At 71.8% G+C, this 19,289-nt stretch carries 23 protein-coding genes; 17 read left to right on the top strand and 6 right to left on the bottom strand.

The annotated features are described in order from the left end of the window. Positions 1-9: 9 nt before the first annotated feature. The 11 genes from ACH4J0_RS20595 to ACH4J0_RS20545 all read left to right on the top strand — a co-directional run bounded on the left by ACH4J0_RS20595 (position 10) and on the right by ACH4J0_RS20545 (position 11,334). Positions 10-969 (top strand): ATP-binding cassette domain-containing protein, encoded by a 960-nt coding sequence (locus ACH4J0_RS20595; protein ID WP_396241978.1) that lies wholly within the window; start codon positions 10-12, stop codon positions 967-969. A gap of 161 nt (positions 970-1,130) precedes the next feature. Then, the gene (locus tag ACH4J0_RS20590) at positions 1,131-2,357 is read left to right on the top strand and encodes a glycosyltransferase family 2 protein (protein ID WP_396241977.1); all 1,227 of its coding nucleotides are present in this window, start codon (positions 1,131-1,133) and stop codon (positions 2,355-2,357) included. A gap of 17 nt (positions 2,358-2,374) precedes the next feature. After that, positions 2,375-3,682 (top strand): nucleotide sugar dehydrogenase, encoded by a 1,308-nt coding sequence (locus ACH4J0_RS20585; protein ID WP_396242062.1) that lies wholly within the window; start codon positions 2,375-2,377, stop codon positions 3,680-3,682. Positions 3,683-3,879: 197 nt separating this feature from the next. After that, complete coding sequence (locus tag ACH4J0_RS20580; RefSeq protein WP_396241976.1) at positions 3,880-5,175, top strand: DUF445 domain-containing protein; 1,296 nt, start codon at positions 3,880-3,882, stop codon at positions 5,173-5,175. A gap of 158 nt (positions 5,176-5,333) precedes the next feature. Further along, a complete protein-coding gene (locus ACH4J0_RS20575) occupies positions 5,334-6,353 on the top strand; it encodes an adenosine deaminase (RefSeq protein WP_396242061.1) in 1,020 nt (339 codons plus the stop codon). Positions 6,354-6,518: 165 nt separating this feature from the next. Continuing rightward, positions 6,519-7,091 carry a toxin-antitoxin system HicB family antitoxin gene (locus ACH4J0_RS20570; RefSeq protein WP_396241975.1) on the top strand — a complete coding sequence of 191 codons (573 nt, stop codon included), beginning with the start codon at positions 6,519-6,521 and terminating at the stop codon, positions 7,089-7,091. Between the two features lie 92 nt (positions 7,092-7,183). Further along, positions 7,184-8,023 (top strand): DUF4097 family beta strand repeat-containing protein, encoded by an 840-nt coding sequence (locus tag ACH4J0_RS20565; RefSeq protein ID WP_396241974.1) that lies wholly within the window; start codon positions 7,184-7,186, stop codon positions 8,021-8,023. Then, positions 8,023-8,949, top strand: a complete 927-nt coding sequence (locus ACH4J0_RS20560; RefSeq protein WP_396241973.1) for an ATP-binding cassette domain-containing protein — start codon at positions 8,023-8,025, stop codon at positions 8,947-8,949. Before ACH4J0_RS20565 ends, ACH4J0_RS20560 begins: the two co-directional genes overlap by 1 nt. 5 nt (positions 8,950-8,954) lie before the next feature. Next, positions 8,955-9,716 carry an ABC transporter permease gene (locus ACH4J0_RS20555; protein ID WP_396242060.1) on the top strand — a complete coding sequence of 254 codons (762 nt, stop codon included), beginning with the start codon at positions 8,955-8,957 and terminating at the stop codon, positions 9,714-9,716. 504 nt (positions 9,717-10,220) lie between these two features. Next, entirely contained in the window at positions 10,221-10,832 is a 612-nt protein-coding gene (locus ACH4J0_RS20550) for a hypothetical protein (protein ID WP_396241972.1), read from the top strand. A 34-nt stretch (positions 10,833-10,866) separates the two neighbouring features. Next, the gene (locus ACH4J0_RS20545) at positions 10,867-11,334 is read left to right on the top strand and encodes a hypothetical protein (protein ID WP_396241971.1); all 468 of its coding nucleotides are present in this window, start codon (positions 10,867-10,869) and stop codon (positions 11,332-11,334) included. 99 nt (positions 11,335-11,433) lie between these two features. Here ACH4J0_RS20545 and ACH4J0_RS20540 read toward each other — a convergent pair whose 3' ends face one another. Together ACH4J0_RS20540 and ACH4J0_RS20535 are read right to left on the bottom strand one after the other, a co-directional pair. Beyond that, positions 11,434-12,642 carry a serine hydrolase domain-containing protein gene (locus tag ACH4J0_RS20540; RefSeq protein ID WP_396241970.1) on the bottom strand — a complete coding sequence of 403 codons (1,209 nt, stop codon included), beginning with the start codon at positions 12,640-12,642 and terminating at the stop codon, positions 11,434-11,436. Positions 12,643-12,763: 121 nt separating this feature from the next. Beyond that, positions 12,764-13,162 carry a hypothetical protein gene (locus tag ACH4J0_RS20535; RefSeq protein WP_396241969.1) on the bottom strand — a complete coding sequence of 133 codons (399 nt, stop codon included), beginning with the start codon at positions 13,160-13,162 and terminating at the stop codon, positions 12,764-12,766. 197 nt (positions 13,163-13,359) lie between these two features. Between ACH4J0_RS20535 and ACH4J0_RS20530 the strand changes: the two genes are divergently transcribed. Then, on the top strand, positions 13,360-13,632 hold the full coding sequence (locus tag ACH4J0_RS20530) for a hypothetical protein (RefSeq protein WP_396241968.1): 273 nt from the start codon (positions 13,360-13,362) through the stop codon (positions 13,630-13,632). A gap of 18 nt (positions 13,633-13,650) precedes the next feature. Here the strand turns inward: ACH4J0_RS20530 and ACH4J0_RS20525 are convergent, their stop codons facing one another. From ACH4J0_RS20525 to ACH4J0_RS20510, 4 genes are all read right to left on the bottom strand, one after another. Next, positions 13,651-13,776 (bottom strand): hypothetical protein, encoded by a 126-nt coding sequence (locus tag ACH4J0_RS20525; RefSeq protein WP_396241967.1) that lies wholly within the window; start codon positions 13,774-13,776, stop codon positions 13,651-13,653. Positions 13,777-13,795: 19 nt separating this feature from the next. Next, entirely contained in the window at positions 13,796-14,206 is a 411-nt protein-coding gene (locus ACH4J0_RS20520; RefSeq protein ID WP_396241966.1) for a VOC family protein, read from the bottom strand. 808 nt (positions 14,207-15,014) lie between these two features. Then, a complete protein-coding gene (locus ACH4J0_RS20515) occupies positions 15,015-15,200 on the bottom strand; it encodes a DUF397 domain-containing protein (RefSeq protein ID WP_396241965.1) in 186 nt (61 codons plus the stop codon). Between the two features lie 7 nt (positions 15,201-15,207). Beyond that, positions 15,208-16,053, bottom strand: coding sequence for a helix-turn-helix domain-containing protein (locus ACH4J0_RS20510; protein ID WP_396241964.1), 846 nt, complete (start codon positions 16,051-16,053; stop codon positions 15,208-15,210). A 157-nt stretch (positions 16,054-16,210) separates the two neighbouring features. Here ACH4J0_RS20510 and ACH4J0_RS20505 point away from each other — a divergent pair, with 157 nt between their 5' ends. The 5 genes from ACH4J0_RS20505 to ACH4J0_RS20485 all read left to right on the top strand — a co-directional run bounded on the left by ACH4J0_RS20505 (position 16,211) and on the right by ACH4J0_RS20485 (position 19,169). Then, on the top strand, positions 16,211-16,573 hold the full coding sequence (locus ACH4J0_RS20505; protein ID WP_396241963.1) for an ATP-binding protein: 363 nt from the start codon (positions 16,211-16,213) through the stop codon (positions 16,571-16,573). After that, positions 16,570-16,842 (top strand): hypothetical protein, encoded by a 273-nt coding sequence (locus tag ACH4J0_RS20500; RefSeq protein ID WP_396241962.1) that lies wholly within the window; start codon positions 16,570-16,572, stop codon positions 16,840-16,842. Before ACH4J0_RS20505 ends, ACH4J0_RS20500 begins: the two co-directional genes overlap by 4 nt. Before the next feature lie 366 nt (positions 16,843-17,208). After that, the gene (locus ACH4J0_RS20495) at positions 17,209-17,610 is read left to right on the top strand and encodes a hypothetical protein (RefSeq protein ID WP_396241961.1); all 402 of its coding nucleotides are present in this window, start codon (positions 17,209-17,211) and stop codon (positions 17,608-17,610) included. 114 nt (positions 17,611-17,724) lie between these two features. Further along, entirely contained in the window at positions 17,725-18,300 is a 576-nt protein-coding gene (locus ACH4J0_RS20490; RefSeq protein ID WP_396241960.1) for a TetR/AcrR family transcriptional regulator, read from the top strand. Between the two features lie 80 nt (positions 18,301-18,380). After that, complete coding sequence (locus ACH4J0_RS20485; RefSeq protein ID WP_396241959.1) at positions 18,381-19,169, top strand: SDR family oxidoreductase; 789 nt, start codon at positions 18,381-18,383, stop codon at positions 19,167-19,169. Positions 19,170-19,289: the final 120 nt, after the last annotated feature.

Below are 19,289 nucleotides of genomic sequence, written 5' to 3'. Positions count from 1 at the left end.
GAGAACCCCGTGGCACTGATCGAACTCCAGGACGTCCACCGCACCTTCACCGTGCGCGCCCGCACCGGCCGGTTCAGCCGGGTCAAGCGCGAGGTGCGCGCGGTGGACGGGCTCGGTTTCACCGTCGAGGCCGGCGAGTGCGTCGGCTACATCGGCCCCAACGGCGCCGGCAAGTCGACCACCATCAAGATGCTCACCGGCATCCTCGTCCCCAGCTCCGGCCGACTGCGCGTCGCCGGGGTCGACCCGGCCCGCGAACGCGTCGCGCTGGCCCGCCGGATCGGCGTCGTCTTCGGCCAGCGCACCACCCTGTGGTGGGACCTCCCGCTGCGCGACTCCTTCGAACTCGCCCGCCGGATCTACCGGATCCCCGACCGACGGTACCGCGAGAACCTCGGCCGCTGCGTCGAACTGCTCGACCTGGAAGGCTTGTTGGACACACCCGTGCGGCAGCTCTCGCTCGGCCAGCGGATGCGCGGCGACCTCGCGGCCGCGCTGCTGCACGACCCCCAGGTGCTCTACCTGGACGAGCCGACCATCGGCCTGGACGTGGTCAGCAAGGGCAAGGTGCGCGAGTTCCTGCGCGAGGTCAACCGCGACCGCGGCACCACGGTGCTGCTCACCACCCACGACCTCACCGACATCGAGCAGCTCTGCGGCCGGGTGATGGTGATCGACCACGGCCGGGTCGTCCACGACGGCGGGCTGGACGGGCTGCACGCCGCCGGGCGCAGCGAGCGGACGCTGGTGGTCGACCTGGCCGGGGCCCGGCCGCCGATCGAGGTGGCCGGGGCGCGGGTGGTGAAGGTCGAGGGACCGCGCCAGTGGCTGGCCTTCCCGGCGCGGGAGAGCGCTGCGCCCATCGTGGCGGAGGTCGCGGCGCGGTACCCGCTGGTGGACCTCTCGGTGCGCGAGCCGGCCATCGAGGACGTGATCGCGCGGATGTACGCGGAGGTCGCGATCGGGTAGCCCGCTCGGGCGGGTGTTCGCGGAGGTCGCGATCAGGCGGCCCGCTCGGGCGGGCGTTCGGGACCGGTCACCCGTCCGGGGAGGGCACGTGACTCCCCGGCGGGCGGCCGAGTTGACGGTGCGAGGTTCCGTTCGACCGCACCCCGGAGGCCCGCCGCCCGATGACCGTACCCGACGTGACCGTGGTGGTCGCGGTCTACAACACCATGCCGTACCTCACCGCCTGCCTGGACTCGCTGGTCGGGCAGTCCCTGGCGCCGGGGCGGTTGGAGGTGGTGGCCGTCGACGACGGCTCCACGGATGGCGGCGAGGCGCTGCTGGACGAGTACGCCGCCCGGCACCCCGGGCTGTTCCGGGTGGTCCACCAGCCCAACTCGGGCGGTCCCGCCGGCCCCACCAACCGGGGCCTGGCGATGGCCCGCGGCCGCTTCGTGCTCTTCCTCGGCGCCGACGACTGGCTCGGCCCGGAGGCGCTGGAGCGGCTGGTAGCGGCCGCCGACGCCTGGGGCTCGGACGTGGTGGTGCCCAAGCAGGTCGGGGTGAACGGGCGGTTGGTGCCGCAGGGCATCTTCCACGCCGACGCCGAGTCGGTCGGCTTCGCCGACTCGGCGCTGGCCTGGGCGCTGGCCGACACCAAGCTGTTCCGGCTCGACCTCATCCGGCGCCACGGGCTGCGCCGCGACGAGGGGCTGAAGGTCTTCTCGGACCAGCCGTTCACCCTGGAGGCCTGCCTGCGGGCGGCCCGGGTGTCCGTCCTCGCCGACTACGACTGCTACTTCCTGGTGCTGCGCGAGGACCGGGGCAACGTCACCGAGCGGGCCTCGGTGCTGGACCGGCTGCGTGGGATCGCCGCGTTGCAGCAGGTCGCCGACGAACTGGCCGAGCCCGGAGCCGAGTTGGACGCCATCCGGGTCCGCAGCTTCGCCTGGGACGTGCCCCGGCTGCTCCAGGACGGCTTCCTGCTGCTGGACGACGGGCTGCAGCGGCGGGTGTGCGCCGAGGTGGGCCGGATGGTCGAGCGGTTCGGCGCCCGCTCGCTGTACCACCGGCTGCCGGTCGCCGAGCGGCTGCGCCTCGAACTCGCCGCCGCGGTGAGGCCGGAGGCGCTGCGCGACCTGATCCGCTACGAGGCCGCGCACGGCGAGCCGCCGGTGGTGGTCGACGGGCGGCGGCACTTCGCGGGCTACCCGGCGTTCCGGGACGCCCGGCTCGGCCTGCCGGAGGAGCTGTTCCTGCTGCGCGAGGAGCCGCTGCCGCAGGCCGTCCCGCCGCTCAACCTCGCCCAGCAGCTGTGGCGCGGCGTCGTTCCGGAGCAGCTGCGGCGCGGGCTGCGGCGCCACCCGGTGTGGCGCCGGCTCGCCAACTCGGTGAACGGGGGGCGCGGATGACCGGCTCGGACGGGTGCCTGGACATCTGCGTGGTGGGGCTCGGCAAGCTGGGCCTGCCGCTGGCCGCGCAGTTCGCGTCGAAGGGCCACCGGGTGATCGGGGCGGACATCGCGCCCCGGGTGGTGGAGAGCGTCAACCGGGGCGTGCCGCCGTTCCCCCGGGAGGCGGGTTTGGCCGAGGTGCTCAAGCGGGTGGTCGCCGCGGGCCGGCTGCGCGCGACCACCGACACCACGGCCGCGGTGGCGGACTCGGCGGCCGTCGTCCTGGTCGTTCCGCTGGTCACCGCCGCCGACGGCACCCCGGACTTCGCCCTGCTCGACGCGGCCACCGACGCCGTCGGGGCCGGGCTGCGACGGGGCGCGCTGGTCAGCTACGAGACCACCCTGCCGGTCGGCACCACCCGGGGGCGCTGGGCGCCCCGCCTGGCGGCCGGCTCCGGGCTGGCGGCCGGGGCCGACTTCGCACTGGTGTTCAGCCCTGAACGGGTGCGCACCGGGCGGGTCTTCGCCGACCTGCGGCGCTACCCCAAGCTGGTCGGCGGCCTGGACGCCTCCTGCCTCCGGCGCGGCGCCGAGTTCTACCGAGCGGTGCTGGACTTCGACCCGCGCCCCGACCTGGCCCGGCCCAACGGGGTGTGGGAGCTGGCCTCGGCGGAGGCGGCCGAGTTCGCCAAGCTCGCCGAGACGACGTACCGGGACGTCAACATCGCGCTGGCCAACCAGTTCGCCAGGTACGCGGACCAGGTCGGTGTGGACTTCGCGGAAGTCGCCGAGTCCTGCAACTCGCAGCCGTACAGCCACCTGCACAGGCCGGGCATCGCGGTCGGCGGGCACTGCATCCCGGTGTACCCGAGGCTGTACCTGTGGAACGACCCGGCGGCGACCGTGGTCCGGGCGGCCCGGGAGGCCAACCTGGAGGTGCCCGGGTACGCGGTCGGGGTGCTGTCGGGCGCCCTGGCGGGAGAGGTGCCGGGCGGGATCGCCGGGCAGGGGGTGCTGGTGTTGGGGGCGTCGTACCGGGGCGGCGTCAAGGAGACGGCGTACTCGGGGGTGTTCCCGCTGGTGGCGGCGCTGGAGGCGGCCGGGGCGCGGCCGTACGTCGTCGATCCGCTGTACCGGGCGGAGGAGCTGACGGCGCGCGGGCTGCCGCCGTACGGCGGGGAACCGGTGGTGGCGGCGGTGTTGCAGGCGGACCACCCGGAGTACCGGGAGCTGGGGCCGGCCGATCTTCCGGGGGTGCGGGTGCTGCTGGACGGGCGGCGGTGCACGGACCCGGCGCGGTGGGCGGGGGCGGGGGTGCGGCGGATCGTGCTGGGCGGGGGGTGAGCCGGGGCACCCGGCGAGCTCTCGGTCGACCGTTGGCCGGGGCGCCCGACCAGGCGTTGGCCGGGGTGCTCGACCGACCGTTGGCCGGGGCGCCCGACCGGGCGTGAGCGGAGAGTTCGGGGCGTGCGATGACGGGTCGGGGCGGGTGATCGCGGGGCACGCCCCCGTCCGCGCCGGGCACCGGGCAGACTGGCGGGGTGAGTGACGAAGCCTTCAGCGGGACCGGCCCCGGGGTCCGGTTCACCGCGGCCGACGAGCGGAAGAGACGCGGCGTCCGCCGGATGAAGACCATCGCGACCGGCCTGCTGGCCTTCGCGACCCTGGTCTTCGTCCTCTCCACCTGGGCGAAGGCGGCCGGTGCCGGCGCCTGGGCCGGGTACGTGGCGGCCGCCGCCGAGGCGGGCATGGTCGGCGCGCTGGCCGACTGGTTCGCGGTGACGGCCCTGTTCCGCCGCCCGTTCGGACTGCCGATCCCGCACACCGCGATCATCCCGACCAAGAAGGACGCCTTCGGGCGCTCGCTCGGCGAGTTCGTCGGCGACAACTTCCTGGCCGGCCACGTGGTGCGCGGCCGGCTCGCCGCGCTCGGCATCGGCCGTCGGCTGGGGGAGTGGCTGGCCGCGCCGGGCAGCGCCGAGCGGGTCACCAAGGAGGCCTCGGCGGCGCTGCGCGGCCTGCTCGCGGTGCTGCGCGACGACGACGTGCGGGCGGTGGTGGCCGAGGCGGTGACCAGGCGGGCCGCCGCCACCTCGGTGGCCGAGCCGATGGGCCGGATGCTGGCCAAGGTGCTCGCGGACGGCGGGCACCACGGGGTGGTGGACCTGGTCGCCGTCCGGGCGCACGGCTGGCTGACCGCCAACCACGAGGACGTGGTCCGGAAGGTCACCCAGAAGACCCCGGGCTGGACGCCCAAGTTCCTCGACCACCAGGTCGGCGAGCGGGTCTACAAGGAACTGCTGCGCTTCGTCACCGAGATCCGGGACGACCCCGACCACCCGGCCCGCGGCGCGATCGACAACTTCCTCGCCGACTTCGCCACCGAACTGCAGACCGACCCGGAGACCATCGCCCGGGTCGAGCGGGCCAAGGGCGAGCTGCTGGCCCGCCCCGAGGTGCAGGACCTGATCAACTCCACCTGGGCCGCCGTGCGGACCCTGGTGATGGGCGCGGCCGAGGACGAGGACAGCGAACTGCGCCGGCGCATCCGCGACGGCGTGCGCAGCTTCGGCGAGCGACTGGCCACCGACGCCAGGCTCCAGGCCAAGGTGGACGGCTGGCTGCAGGACGCCGCCCATTACCTGGTCGACACCTACCGGGCCGAGATCACCTCGCTGATCTCCGAGACGGTGGCGGGCTGGGACGCCGACGAGGCCTCCCGCAAGATCGAGGCGAACGTCGGCCGGGACCTGCAGTTCATCCGGATCAACGGCACCGTGGTCGGCGCGCTGGCCGGACTGCTGATCCACACCGTGGCGGTCGCCCTCGGGGGGTGACCCCGGGCCCGGCGGCCCGGCTTTGGGCCTATCCTGGCCGATATTCGCGATACGCGCGTAGAAGCGTGGAGCAGAGGGAGAAGGGAACCACCGTGGTCCAGCCGGACGGAAGTCGGATCGGAAACCCCACCGGGAGCGGCAGCGCCGCGGACCGGAGCATCGAGGCGTTCATCGCCGGGATGCCCAAGGCGGAACTGCACGTCCACCACGTCGGCTCGGCCTCGCCGCGCATCGTCGCCGACCTGGCCGCCCGGCACGCCGGGAACTCCAAGGTGCCGACGGACCCGGCGGCGCTGGCCGAGTACTTCACCTTCACCGACTTCGCGCACTTCATCGACGTCTACCTGAGCGTGGTGGACCTGGTCCGCGACGCCGAGGACGTCCGCGCCCTCACCTACGGCGTGGCCGAGGACATGGCCCGGCAGAACATCCGGTACGCCGAGCTGACCCTCACCCCGTACTCCTCGGTCAGGCGCGGCATCCCCGACGTGGCCTTCATGGAGGCGATCGAGGACGCCCGGCTGCGCGCCGAGAAGGACCTCGGCGTGGTGCTGCGCTGGTGCTTCGACATCCCCGGCGAGGCCGGGCTGGAGGCGGCCGAGATCACCGCCCGCCTGGCCACCGAGCTGGCACCCGACGGCCTGGTCAGCTTCGGCCTGGGCGGTCCGGAGATCGGCGTGCCGCGGCCGCAGTTCAAGCCGTACTTCGACCGGGCGCGCGCGACCGGCCTGCGCTCCGTGCCGCACGCCGGTGAGACCACCGGACCGGAGACGGTCTGGGACGCGATCCGCGAACTCGGCGCCGAGCGCATCGGGCACGGCACCCAGGCGGTGAAGGATCCGGCGCTGCTGGACCACCTGGGCGAGCACCGCATCCCGCTGGAGGTCTGCCCGACCTCCAACATCGCCACCCGAGCCGTCGAGCGGATCGAGGACCACCCGATCAAGCGGATGGTGGACGCCGGGCTGCTGGTGACGGTCAACAGCGACGACCCGCCGATGTTCGGCACCGACCTCAACACCGAGTACGCGGTGGCGGCGCGGCTGCTCGGGCTGGACGAGGCCGGGGTGGCGGCGCTGGCCCGCAACGCGGTCGAGGCCTCCTTCCTGGAGCAGGCGGGCAAGGCACGGCTGGTCGGCGAGATCGACTCCTACCTGGCGGGCTGGCAGCAGCGCTGACGACTGCGCCGACGTCCTGGCTGACGTCCTCCGGCTGGTGAACGGCCCCGTCGACCCCGGTCGGCGGGGCCGTTCCGTCGGTGGCGCCGGACCGCGCGGAGCTTGGCGCCAAAGTGATGCCACAAACGCCTCGACATGGCACCACTGCTGTGCCATGCTCTAGCCATGGACCTCACGCCGTACGTCGAAAACCTTCGGAACGAGCTCGCGGTGGCCGCCGCGACCGGCGGGGACGAAGCCCGCGCGCTGGCCGAGCGGCTGACGCTCCCGCTGGAGTCGGCCGTGCGGCTCACCCTGCTCAACGCCCTCTCGGCCGCCATGGGCGAAGTCACCCGTGACCTGGCGCCGGGCTCGGTGGACGTGCGCCTGCGCGGCCTCGACCCGGAGTTCGTGGTGACCGCGCCGCCCGGCTCCGACAGTTTCCACGGCGACGTGCCGGCCGCGGCGCAGGCGGTGGCGCCGTCGATGGTGCCATCGGTGGTGCCACCTGTGCTGCCGACGGCGTCCGAGGCCGACGAGGCGGGCACCGCACGGATCAACCTGCGCCTGCCCGCCAACCTCAAGGCGAGAGCGGAGGAGGCTGCCGGACAGGAGGGCCTCTCCCTCAACGCCTGGCTGGTCCGGGCCGTCGCCGGCGCGGTGGAGGGCGGCCGGCCGGTCGCCCGCCCGGCCGCCGACCTCGGTAGCCGCACCACGCGCAGCGTCGGCGGCCAGGGCTTCACCGGCTGGGTCCACTGACCTTCCGCACCACCGACCATCTGCCCCTGCAACGTCACCCCCGCGCTCCGACCAGCGGGAACACCCACACGAGCCAAGAGGACGGGACAGCCATGCCTACGTACGAGACCGACGGACCGATCTCGGTCGCCCTGGACTTCGAGATCGGCTCGGTCTGGATCCGGGCGACCAAGCGCACCGACGCGGTCGTCGAGGTCCGGCCCACCAGCGCGGCCAGGGACGCCGACATCAAGGCCGCCGAGCTGACCCAGGTCGACTTCTCCGGTGGTCGGCTCACCCTCAAGGGCCCCAAGCAGCGCACTGTGTTCTCCAGCCGGAAGGGCTCGATCGAGGTCACGGTCGAGCTGCCCGTCGGCTCCGAGGTGCACGCCGAGTCCCCGATGTCGGACTTCGTCACCGAGGGCCGACTCGGCGACTGCCGGATCAAGACCTCCATGGGCCGGATCCAGCTCGACTGGGCCGAGCACGTGCGGGTCAAGACCGACATGGGGGACATCCGGATCGGGACCGTCGAGGGGAACGCCGAGGTGACCGGCTCCGGCCGGATCGAGGTCGGCACCGTCGGCGGCCGGCTGACGGTCAAGAACAGCAACGGCGACACCGAGATCGACGAGGTGCGGGGCGAGCTGACGGCCAACTCCTCCAACGGCCGGATCCACGTCGGTGCCGCCGGGGCGGGCGTGGAGGCCAAGACGGCGAACGGGCACATTCGGCTCGGCCGGGTGGTCCGGGGCAAGATCGACCTTCAGGCCGGTGTCGGGGACGTCGAGGTCGGCATCGCGGAGGGCACGGCGGCCTGGCTCGACGTGCACAGCAAGTTCGGCGCCGTGCGCAACGACCTCGGTCCGGCTCAGGGCCCGGGCGACGCCCGGGAGACCGTCGAGGTCCGTGGCACCACCCAGGTCGGCAGCATCACCATCCGGAGGGCCTGATGGCGGCTGTCTCGGCGGCCGGGCTGACCAAGTCCTACGGGGACAAGGCGGTCCTGCGGGGCATCGACCTGTCCATCCCGGCCGGCACCGTGTTCGCCCTGCTCGGGCCGAACGGCGCGGGCAAGACCACCACCGTGGAGATCCTCTCCACCCTGATCCCGGCCGACGGCGGCTCGGTCCGGGTGGCCGGCCACGACGTGGTCCGCGAGGCCGACGGGGTGCGGAGGGCGATCGGGGTGACCGGCCAGTTCTCGGCGGTGGACAACCTCCTCACCGCCGAGGAGAACCTGATGCTGATGGCCGACCTCAACCACCTCCGCCGTCGGGAGGGGCGGAGGCGGGCCGAGGACCTGCTGCGGCGCTTCGATCTCACCGAGGCCGCGCGCAAGCCCGTCGTCACCTTCTCCGGCGGCATGCGGCGCAAGCTCGACCTGGCGATGACCCTGGTCGGTGACCCCGAGGTCATCTTCCTGGACGAGCCGACCACCGGGCTGGACCCGCGCAGCCGACGCACCATGTGGGAGATCATCCGGGCGCTGGTCGCGGACCACGGGGTGACGATCTTCCTCACCACCCAGTACCTGGAGGAAGCCGACCACCTCGCCGACCGGATAGCCGTCCTGGACGGCGGCCGGATCGTCGCCGAAGGCACGGCCGAGGAGCTGAAGCGGATCGTCCCCGGCGGGCGGATCCGGCTCCAGTTCGCGGACGCCGGGCAACTGGACACCGCGGCCGTGCTGTTCGACTACGCCACCGTCGACGCGGAGGCCCTGCGCCTGGACATCCCGGGGGACAACTCCGTGATCACCGTGAAGGCCGTGCTGGACACGCTCGACAACGCCGCCGTGCGGGCCGAGTCACTGGTCGTGGAGACGGCCGACCTGGACGACGTCTTCCTGCAACTCACCGGGGAGGGTGCGCGATGAGCGCGATGACGACCTACGCGGTCAGCGACTCGCTGACCATGCTGCGCCGGAACCTCAAACACGCACTGCGGTATCCGTCCCTGACCTTCGCGGTCGTGGTCATGCCGGTGATGATGCTGCTGCTCTTCAACTACGCCTACGGCAGCGCCCTCGGCGTCGGCATCGGCGGCGGCAGCTACATCGACTACGTGACGCCCGGGATCGTGCTGATGGCGGCCACCTCCGGGTCGCTGGTCACGGCGATCGGCATCTGCACCGACATGACCGAAGGCATCGTCAACCGCTTCCGCACCATGGCGATATCGCGCTCCGCCTTCCTGGCGGGGCACGTGGTCGGCAGCGTCATCCAGACCATGATCGGACTGGTCCTGGTGATCGGCGTCGCCCTGGCGATGGGCTTCCGGCCCACCGCCGGCCCGGTCGAATGGCTGGCGGCGGGCGGCCTGTTGCTCTTCCTCACCGTCGCCCTGACCTGGATCTCGGCGGGCATCGGTCTGGTGGCCAAGACCGTCGAGAGCGCCAGCAACATGCCGATGCCACTGCAGTTCCTGCCCTTCATCGGTAGCGCCATCGTCCCGACCGACTCGATGCCCAGCGGGCTCCGGTGGTTCGCCGAGTACCAGCCCTTCACCCCGATGATCGAGACCCTGCGCGGCCTGCTGATGGGCACCGGGATCGGCAACAGCGGTTGGAGCGCCCTCGCCTGGTGCACCGCCCTCACACTGCTCGGCTACTTCTGGTCGCGGAGCGTCTTCTACCGGCGGTGACGGGGGTACGGCCGGTAGCCGCCGCGCGGCCGGGGAAGCGGGAAGACCGCCACCCCGGCCGCACGGCGGCACTCGTGTCCCCGGCCACCCGGCCACCCGGCTGCTCGTCCCGCACGTCATGGACAGCGACGTCGTCTTCGCGCAGGCCTTCGGCCCCGACGGCCCGGGCTGGCACTGTGCCCTGCCCCGGGAGATGGCGCTTCACTACGAGGTCCCCGAGGAGTGGATCGGCGGACTCCACGGAGGTCGCGCGCGGGGCCGTGGAGTGGGCGGAGCAGATCGGCCTCCGGCCCGATCCGGCGGCGGTCCGGTCGGCACTGGTGCCGGAGGGCTCACCGCTCGCCGAGGACTACGCATGCGATCTCGTTCAGGCCCTGGGGTTCCGGTTCGGGGACGGTGAGTCCCTGGTCCCTTAGCCGAAGGGCCGTCAACAAGCCCTGGCCGTGGGCGCCCCCTGTAGTAAAGTCCGCGCAAAGATCGGCAAAAGACCGCCCGGGGGGACGCATGACGGCGAGGCGTCGCAGACAGATCGCCTGGGGGCTGAGAGGCGCGGCGCTCGTCGCGTCGCTGGCGTACCTGCCCGGCTGGCACGCCTCCCGTTCGGGCGGCCTGGTGGTGGTCGAGCACTGGCTCAACCGTCCGAGGCTGCTGATCGGGGCGGCGGTGGTGCTGATCGTGGTCTCGCTGGTGGTGGAGTTGGAGTTCCGCAGCCGGTTCTCGCAGATCGGCTGCGCGGTCCTCCTGGCACCACTGGTCATCGCCGGGGTGCCGGTCCTGGAGCTGTCCCTGGTGTTCAGCGGCCACGGCGGTCGGGAGGATCGTTTCGTCAGCCCGAACCGCCCGGACCGGGTGCTCACCGTCACCAACATCGCCTTCTCGATCGACCCGATCTACCAGGTGGAGCTGGAAACCGGCAGCGGCTGGTCCGCCCGCCACTGGAGCTTGGGCACCTGGAACACCAGAGGCGGCGACTTCGTCCGCATCGACTGGTCCGGCCCGGACCGGGTCACCGTGACCGGCCGCACCAGCCTCACGGTCTTCGACGTCCTCCCCGACGGCAGCCTGAGCGAGCCCCGAGTGCTTCCTGAGCAGCCCGGCCCCGGAACGGACTCCTAGTCCGGAGAACGGGCCGCCCGTCTAGGCTGGCCCGGTGCAGCAGGGGATCCGTGGGCGGTGGGGAGCGCAGCCGCGCTGGGCGCGGTGGGTGGCCGCGGTGTACGTGATCGGGTTCGTCGAGGGGGCCGGAGCGCACGCCGTCGACGTGCTCGGCGGCGGACTGCACGCGTACCGGGCGTGGCCGCTGCCGAGCCAACTGCTGTTCCACGCACTCCTCGTGCTCGATCCGCTCGCCGCCGTGCTGGTCGCACGGGCCCGTCCGGCAGGGCCACTGCTCGGCGCGGGCATCATGGCCGCCGACCTGCTCGCGAACTGGTGGGGGAACTGGGACGGTCTGATGCACCATCCGCTCGACTACCTCCGGTTCGTCGGGCTGCCGGCGATGACGCTCTTCGGGCTGCTGGTCCTCACCACCGCGGCTCCGCTCCGCCGGTCCTTCCGCCGGTCGTCCCACCGGTCGCTCCTCAGCGCCGACCGGGCCCTGCGCCTCCAGGAGGACTGAGCGACGCGGAGCCCGTGAAGCCGGTAGGGCCCGAGGGGCCAGTGGAGCCCGCGGAGCCTGTGGAGCGCGGGGAGTCTGTATGGAACCCGTCGGGTGCGTTCAGTCCGAGGCGGCCGGGTTGCCGCACAGGGCCTTCTCCTCGAAGGCCCGGTAGAGCCGGTCGGACTTCTGGCGGTCGCCCTTGTCGTACTCGTTGTAGGAGATGGCGTACTGCCGGCTGCCGTCCCGCGTCCCGAACACGCCGGTCGAGTAGCCGGGGATCTCACCGGTGTGGCCCCAGAACTGGCCGCAGGAGAGGTCGTAGCGGGCCACCCCGAGCCCGTATTCGGCGTGGTCGGGCGCGTGGGGGATGGGGACGGTGGTGGTCATCTCGGCGAGCTGCGCCGGGGCGAGGAGCCGGCCGCCGAAGAGGGCCGCGTGAAAGCGGGTGAGGTCGGCGGTGGTGGAGATGGCGGCGCCGGACGCGTCGGCGATGGTCGGGGAGAGCCGGGTGACGTCGCCCGGGCCCTCGGGGAGCTTGAAGTAGCCGTGGGCGTGCGGGCCGGGGACGGCGGTGGAGGTGGTGGGCAAGGTGGTGTGGTGCAGCCCGAGCGGCCGGATGATGCGGTTCCGCACCTCGTCCCGCCAACTGTGCCCGGTGACCTGCTTGATGAGCATGCCGACGACCACGTAGTTGGTGTTGGAGTAGTGCCAGCCCTGGCCGGGGGCGAAGTACGGCGGTACGGCGGCGCCGATGGCCAGCAGCTGTTGCGGGGTGTATTCGATCCAGCGGCCGGTGGCGAGGAATTCCCGGTCGCCGGCCTCGCTGGAGTCGCGCACCTCGGGGTCGTCCAGGTAGTTGCCCAGTCCGCTGGTGTGGTTGAGGAGTTGCCGGACGGAGATGGCGCCGCCGTTGGGCACGCTGCCGGGCAGGTAGTGCTCGATGGGGTCGTCGAGCCCGATCCGCCCCTCGCCGACCAGCTGGAGGGTGACGGTGGAGACGAAGGTCTTGGTGACACTGGCGATCCGGAACCGCCCGTCGGCGGGGGCTGGTCGGCCGGTGGCCAGGTCGGCGGTGCCGGCCGCGCCGCGCCAGGCGACGCGCCCGTGATCGCGGACCTCGGCGAGGGCGGCGGTGCTGGTGCCCTGGTCGACCAGCGCGTTCAGTTCGGGCTGCAAGTCTGCGGCGGCAGAGGTGGTGGCAGAGGCAGAGGCGGGTGAGGGGGCGGCCACCGCGCCCGGCGCGAACGCGGCGAGCGAGGCGAGGGTGACGCCGGCGGCGAGCAGGGTGGCGCCGATTCGGCGCTGGTGCAGTCGAGTTGCGGCCATGGTGCCACGCTCGCACCGGACGGTGGCGACGGTCCTCCTGCCCGGGAAGGGCCCGGCTCTCCGTCTTTCGGAGGAGAGCCGGGCCCCGGCCGGAGGGTGTGCGAACCTCAGGCCCGGCGAGTCACCAGCGGTCGATGCCCATGGTGTTGGCGGCGCTGTGGATGGCGTTGTAGTGCGGGATCGACATGTCGGACTTCTTCTGCCCGGCCGGGAGGTGCTTGTCCGCGGCGCGGAACTCGTCGCGGGCGGCGGCGAGCAGGCTGGTGCCGTACGAGACGGGGACGTCGTTGGTGCCGTGGGCCGGGTGGGACTTGGCGGCCGTCTGGCTGCCGGCCTGGGCGAGGATGCTGCGGGCCTGGTTGTAGGCGGCGGCCTTGACGGTCTTGGGGTTGCTGAGCTGCGCCTGCACCCGGGCCACCGACTGGGTCTGCTCGGCGGCCATGGCGACGGGGGCGACGGCGGCGGTGAGGGCGCCGGCGGCCACGACGGTGACGAGGGCGCTGCGAACGATCCTGTTCATGCGAAATCCTTCCGTGAAAATATCAACGGTTCGCCTCCGCGTCGGGCTCGGGAATCGTCGGAGTGCGAACGTCTCCGCACTACCCCGGCTTCCGCGAGCGGAAAACCGGCTTCCGCCCGATTCGTTCGGAGGTGATGGGATCTGGCCGTTTTCTTGGTCCCGGGAATTCGCGCCGTCAGACCGGACGGGTGAACCCTGTGAGCAGCGCCGCCGCGCCCCAGCCCGACCTGGACGAGATCGAGCGCTGGTTCGCCGCCGTGGCCGAGGGCCGGGTCAGCCGGGACGAAGCCGACCGCTGGGCGGCCCGTTGGCTGCTCGACGACGACCTGGAGTGGAACGAACTCTCCCTCTGGGCACTGAACCTGCTCTTCGGGATCGACCTCGCCACCGGCCCCGGCGGCCCGTACCTGCACGACGACGAGCAACTGCGGGAGTGGCTCGGCGAACTGCGCCGCCACCGGGCCGGCTGAGGGCCCGGGCCGGCGGTGTCAGGCGTTCTCCTCGTCGACCTCGTACGGCGGGATGGTCCAGCGCAGCACCGCACCGCCGGCCGGGGCGGCTTCCGGGGTGACCGGATAGACCTGGCCCCAGGTGCGCTCGCCGTGATGCCGCACCGAGCCACTGCTGGTCGTCCTACGCGTCGGACCAGGAGCGGGTGGACAGCACCAGCCGGTAGCCGTCCGGGTCCTGGACGGTGACGCCCCATGTGTCCCAGTACGGGTTGTGCGCCGGCACCCGCCGGCCGCCGTGCCGTTCCAGCCGCTCGACCAGCGCGTCGCTCACGGGCTCGCCGAGGTAGACGACCAGCAGGTCCTCCGCCGTCGGCTGCGGTTCGACGGGCGCGGCGGGGTCGTGGACGAGCTCCAGGTGCCAGGCGGCGGCGGGCCAGCCGACCATGAGGAGCGAGTGCTCGCCGGGGGTGCCGTCCGTGGTGTGTCGGTACAGGACGTCGAGGCCGAGGCCGGAGATCCAGAAGCGCTCGGCCGCTTCCAAGTCCCGTGAGGGACGGGCGATGCGGATGTGGGCGGTGGCGTCAGCCGGCATGGGTCTGGCTCCAGGTGCGCGGGGTGGGGCGGGGAATCGGTGATCGGGCCATAGCTGTGGCCGTGGCCGTGGACACCGTTGGCAGCGAGCCTAGGGATCACGGGGTGGGGTGCCATCGGGCGCTGGTCCTAGTCCGCCGGGAGAGGGCGTCAGCTGTGGGGGCGTCACGCCGGCCTGAACGGTCCGGTGGAACGCGAACGGGCCCGGCACCTGTGAGGGTGCCGGGCCCGTCCGACTGTGGAGCGCCAGGCCCGGGTTGCACGGACTCTTCCTACTGAAAGTAGGACGTGCTCTGGTAGCACCGCTGACGCCTGGCGAAGGATCATCTCCTTCGCGACGAGAAGAACAGTAGCAGGTCAACGGCCGTGATCCGAATCGCGGAGGTGGTCGGGGGGTTCGAGGGGGCGGCGCAGGAGGGGACGCCCCTTGTTCGCCGTCAAGAAGGCCACGGTTACGGCTGTCGCCACTGCCGCCTTGGCCGCCAGCGGTACGTCGGTCGCCGCAGGAGTGGTTCCGCGATGACGGCCCGCGTCAGCTGTGGGGACGTCACGCTGGCCTGAACGGTCCGGTGGAACGCGAACGGGCCCGACACCTGTGAGGGTGCCGGGCCCGTCCGACTGTGGAGCGCCAGGCCCGGGTTGCACGGACTCTTCCTACTGAAAGTAGGACGTGCTCTGGTAGCACCGCTGACGCCTGGCGAAGGATCATCTCCTTCGCGACGAGAAGAACAATAGCAGGTCAGCGACCGTGATCCGAATCGAGGAGGCACCGGTCGGCGGAGGGCCGACCGGTGCGGGGGAGCAGGGCGTCAGACGTCGTACTCCCCGTTGCGGATGGCGGAGACGAGGTCGCGCCATTCGGTGGGGGTGAGTTGGGCGATGGCATCGGGAAGCAGACTGCTGCGGACATAGACGGCATCGGAGGTGACGGCTACTTCGGGGCAGTTATTGCCATCGCCGCACGCAATGGGCTTTTGCCAAGCGAGTTCTTCCACAAGGGCCTCACAGGCTGTTCATGATGCTGGAGATCGCATCGCGGGAGGCTGACGGATCGAGCGAGCGATCGCGCATCGTCCCGATGATGTTTCGGTAGTTCTCCAGCTGGTTCGTCTCGGTCAGGAATGCTGGTGATCCTACGGAGTCCAACTGAACGGTATCGAGCCGGGGTACGGGCCCGCTCGCATACAGCACGGCCTGACCTGCGCCCTTGAAACCGCCCGCCTTGAACTCCAGCACACGCAGCGTCACGTTTGGTGCTTCGGAGAGTGCGAGCAGCTGTTTCAGCTGCTCGCGGGCGACCGCCGTCCCGCCGAACTCCATCCGGAGCGCGGCCTCGTGGACAATCGCTTCGTATTCGAGCGGATTGCTGCGTGTCAGAAGTCCTGCTCGTCGCATCCGGTTCTCGACCCGAGCCTCGATGTTCAGCGGCCGCAGCGGTGGATAGACCTCACGGAAGATTGCCCGAGCGGTCTCCTCGGTCTGCATGAGGCCCGGCACGTGGCAGATCTGATACGTCAGCAATGCGTTGGAGTAGTGCTCCACCTCGGAGATCTCAAGGATCCCGGCCGGAACGAGCCCTCTGTGTTCTTCCCACCACCCCTTGGTGCGGTCGGCGGCCATCTCGGCGACGGCATCGACGTACGCGGAGTCGGCCTCCTCGAAGTCGGCGGCGAGCGCGAGGACCCGTTCGGCGCTGATCGGGTATGCGCCTTGCTCGATCAGCGTGACCTTGCTGCGGTCCAGCCCGAGCACGGCGGCGGCATCTCCGGCCGAGCGCCCAGCAGTCTCTCGCATTTTCCGTAGCTCGATGCCGACGCGCTTCCGGCGTGCGGTTGGGGTAGGTGGCATCTCCCCAGCATCCATCGCACGTGCGGGACGAGTCCAGCGAGCAGATAGGCACATCTTCCTGAGTCAGCTAGCAAATTTGCTATCGAGTGCCCTACAGTCAGTGATGCACCGGTCACCGAACGGATCGTCAGCACCCTTTCCCCTCTGGGAGATCACTGTGCGCAACCTCAACTCCCCCTCCCTCACCCTCTCCCGGGACACCCTTCACGACACCCTGACCCTCGTCAGCTGGCCCGCGTCCCTCATCGCCGATGCCCAGCTCTGCCTGGTCGAGCTCATCTCCAACGCCTGGCGCCACGGCGACACCCCCTCCCCGGGCGTCGTCATCCTCCTCCGCGACAACACCCTCCGCGTCGGGGTCTCCGACCGCTCCTGTGCCCTCCCCGAGCCGCGCTCGCTCGACCCCCTCTCCGAGTCCGGTCGGGGCCTGCACCTCGTCGCCGGTCTCACCCACCGCTGGGGCGTCAGCCCACAGCAGCTCGGCAAGATCGTCTGGTTCGAGCTGGACGGTGGTGTGTGAGCGCCCACCACCCCATCCACCCCGCCGACCCGGCCCTCCTTCACCTCACCGGTCCCCAGCTCACCGAGCTGATCGTCGAACTCCGGACGGAAGGGCGCGAGTTCGGCCTTCTCTGGCCCTCCGCCCAGCCGGGCGAGACCAACCTCAACGGCCGCCGGCTCGTCAACCTCGGCAACATCCCGGCGAGCACCCTCATCAACCTCCTCGCGCTCCTCCGCGAGTACAAGCGCAACCGCGACGGCGGCCACCGCCGATGCCGGGGTTCCTGATCGTCAACCTCCTCGCCGCCCTCTTCGGCGCGCTCTGCGAAACCCGGTCCTCCCGTCTTTGGCGGAAACCGGATGCTCCTCGACCCCCCTCCGGGGGCATCCGCGTCCCGCGTCGCTGACGCCGCCCCAGTTACCACCTGTACGCAGGAAGGCGAACCGGTCGACTTCCTGCGTACACCCCTGCCCGCCACCATGCTCCAGTCAAGATCCCTAAACGCTCCTGTGGCCGAGGTTGCGCGACGACACCTCTGCCGCGCAAGGGACTTGACGTTCGATCACCTCGCTTGGGAGAGTCGGCGACCATGCGAACTCCAGTGCTACAGAACCGAGTTCGAAGCATTTCCATCGAAACGGGGTAGGTTTCTCATGCTCACCAAGAAGATCGCCACCGCGGCGGTCGCCGTGGCCGCCGCAGGCGTGCTCGCCACCGCCACGTCCGCGTCCGCGTCCACCACCCTCTACAACACGGCGACGACGACGGTCGGTGGCGGCCTATCGCACAAGTGCACGTCGCGCACCCTCGACCTGGCCGCCGGTTCCTACGGCTGGGGCTTCTACAGCGCGACCCCGTACGTGAGCAGCACCGTCAAGCTCGCCGCGGGCAGCTACACCTGGACCGACTGCCTGACGGAGAGCGTGGACTACTACTACGTGGACTCGTCGCTCCAGCTCAACGGCAGCTCGACCCCGCCCGCGACGCTGCACGCATCGCGCTGGATCGCTGGGGGCTCCTACACCTACGGCAGCTTCCTCAAGCCGAACTTCTAGAGGCGCCAGGCCGCTTGGCCCGGCGAGGCCCCGACCGCCGGTCGGTCGGGGCCTCACCGCGTCATCCGCCCCGAGTAGTTGACCTTGGGGTCAAATAGTCACTACGGTGGCGCCGTGGGCAGGCCGAAGAGCTTCGAACCGGACGTCGTCATCGCACAGGCGATGGAGACCTTCTGGACCAAGGGCTACACCGACACCTCCCCGGCCGACCTCGCCGAGGCGACGGGGGTGGCCAAGGGCAGCCTCTACCACTCCTTCGGTTCCAAGCGGCAGTTGTTCGCCCGGGCGCTGGACCTCTACAGCCGTATGGGCGCGGAGGCCACCGAGGAGTCGCTCTCCCGACCGGGCACCGCCAAGGACCGACTCCGCGCGTACTTCGTGCTGCTCGTGGACATGGACCTGGACGGGCCGGTACGCCGTGGGTGCCTCATCCAGAACACCGTCACCGAACTCGGCGGGCGGGACGAGGAGGCCACCCGCGCGGTGCACCGCATGGGGGAACGCATGGTCGAGCTGTTCGCCGCCCGCATCGAGCGGGGCCGGCGGGACGGCGACGTCGACCGGGGTGTCGACGCCAAGGAGCAGGCCCTGTACCTCCAGGCCGTCCTCGCGGGCCTGCGGGTCATGTCCAGGACCTACGACCGGCCGGTCCTCCTGCGGATCATCGACACCGCCCTGGCGGGCCTCTGAAACACGCCGCCCCGTGCGGCGGCCTTTTTGCGCCCCAGTTTTAGACCTGAAGTTCAAGAACTCGACAAGAGGGGGAACCCATGGACCTCGGCATCAGCGGAAGGGCCGCGCTGGTCACCGGCGCGAGCCGCGGCATCGGCCTCGCCGTCGCCAGGACGCTGGCCGCGGAGGGGGTGCGGGTGGTGGGTGCCGCCCGGACGGTCACTCCGGAGCTGAAGGAGGTCGCGGCCGCCGCCGTCCCCGTCGACCTGAGCACCCGCGACGGCGCGCGATCGGTCGTCGACGAGGCGCTGGCAGCGGTCGGCGGCATCGACTTCCTCGTCAACAACGTCGGCGCCGGCGACCCGGACGGCCTGTCCCTCGGCGGGTTCCTGGACACCGGCGACGAGCAGTGGCAGCGGCTCTTCGACCTCAACCTGTTCAGCGCGGTGTGGACCACCAGGGCGGCGCTGCCGAGCATCCTGGAGCGCCGGGGTGCGATCGTGAACATCTCCTCGGTCAACGCCCGTATACCCACCGGTTCGCCGGTCGGCTACGCGGAGGCCAAGGCGGCGCTGACCATGTTCGGCAAGCGGCTGAGCGAGGAGCTGGCGCCGCGCGGTGTCCGCGTGAACACCGTCTCCCCGGGCGTCGTGGCCAGCCCGCTGTGGACCGACCCGGACGGCTTCGGCGGCAAGGTGGCCGCCGCGTCCGGGATGGGGCACGGGGACCTGCTCGCGGCGCTGCCCGGCCAGATGGGCATGGCCTCGGGGCGCCTCACCGAGCCCGGGGAGGTGGCGGACCTGGTCGCCTTCCTGCTGTCCGAGCGTGCCGGCAACATCCACGGCGCCGACCACGTCGTCGACGGCGGCACGCTCAAGACCGCCTGACCCGGGGCCGGGGGGGGGGGGGGGGGGGGCGGGCCGCCCCCGCCCCGCCCCCCCCCCCCCCCCGCCCCCCCCCCCCCGGGGGGGGGGCCCCCCCCCCCCCCCCCGCCCGCCCCCCCGCCC

It is taken from the genome of Kitasatospora sp. NPDC017646, assembly GCF_044329365.1.
Classification (GTDB): domain Bacteria; phylum Actinomycetota; class Actinomycetes; order Streptomycetales; family Streptomycetaceae; genus Kitasatospora.
This window is presented reverse-complemented; position numbering and strand designations above follow the sequence as displayed.

Coding starts and splice junctions, on each gene's coding strand:
- ACH4J0_RS20590 (WP_396241977.1), top strand. CDS start 1,131: ATGACCGTACCCGACGTGACCGTGGTGGTCGCGGTCTACAACACCATG.
- ACH4J0_RS20540 (WP_396241970.1), bottom strand. CDS start 12,642: ATGGCCGCAACTCGACTGCACCAGCGCCGAATCGGCGCCACCCTGCTC.
- ACH4J0_RS20535 (WP_396241969.1), bottom strand. CDS start 13,162: ATGAACAGGATCGTTCGCAGCGCCCTCGTCACCGTCGTGGCCGCCGGC.
- ACH4J0_RS20560 (WP_396241973.1), top strand. CDS start 8,023: ATGGCGGCTGTCTCGGCGGCCGGGCTGACCAAGTCCTACGGGGACAAG.
- ACH4J0_RS20555 (WP_396242060.1), top strand. CDS start 8,955: ATGACGACCTACGCGGTCAGCGACTCGCTGACCATGCTGCGCCGGAAC.
- ACH4J0_RS20510 (WP_396241964.1), bottom strand. CDS start 16,053: ATGCCACCTACCCCAACCGCACGCCGGAAGCGCGTCGGCATCGAGCTA.
- ACH4J0_RS20495 (WP_396241961.1), top strand. CDS start 17,209: ATGCTCACCAAGAAGATCGCCACCGCGGCGGTCGCCGTGGCCGCCGCA.
- ACH4J0_RS20485 (WP_396241959.1), top strand. CDS start 18,381: ATGGACCTCGGCATCAGCGGAAGGGCCGCGCTGGTCACCGGCGCGAGC.
- ACH4J0_RS20565 (WP_396241974.1), top strand. CDS start 7,184: ATGCCTACGTACGAGACCGACGGACCGATCTCGGTCGCCCTGGACTTC.
- ACH4J0_RS20520 (WP_396241966.1), bottom strand. CDS start 14,206: ATGCCGGCTGACGCCACCGCCCACATCCGCATCGCCCGTCCCTCACGG.
- ACH4J0_RS20550 (WP_396241972.1), top strand. CDS start 10,221: ATGACGGCGAGGCGTCGCAGACAGATCGCCTGGGGGCTGAGAGGCGCG.
- ACH4J0_RS20570 (WP_396241975.1), top strand. CDS start 6,519: ATGGACCTCACGCCGTACGTCGAAAACCTTCGGAACGAGCTCGCGGTG.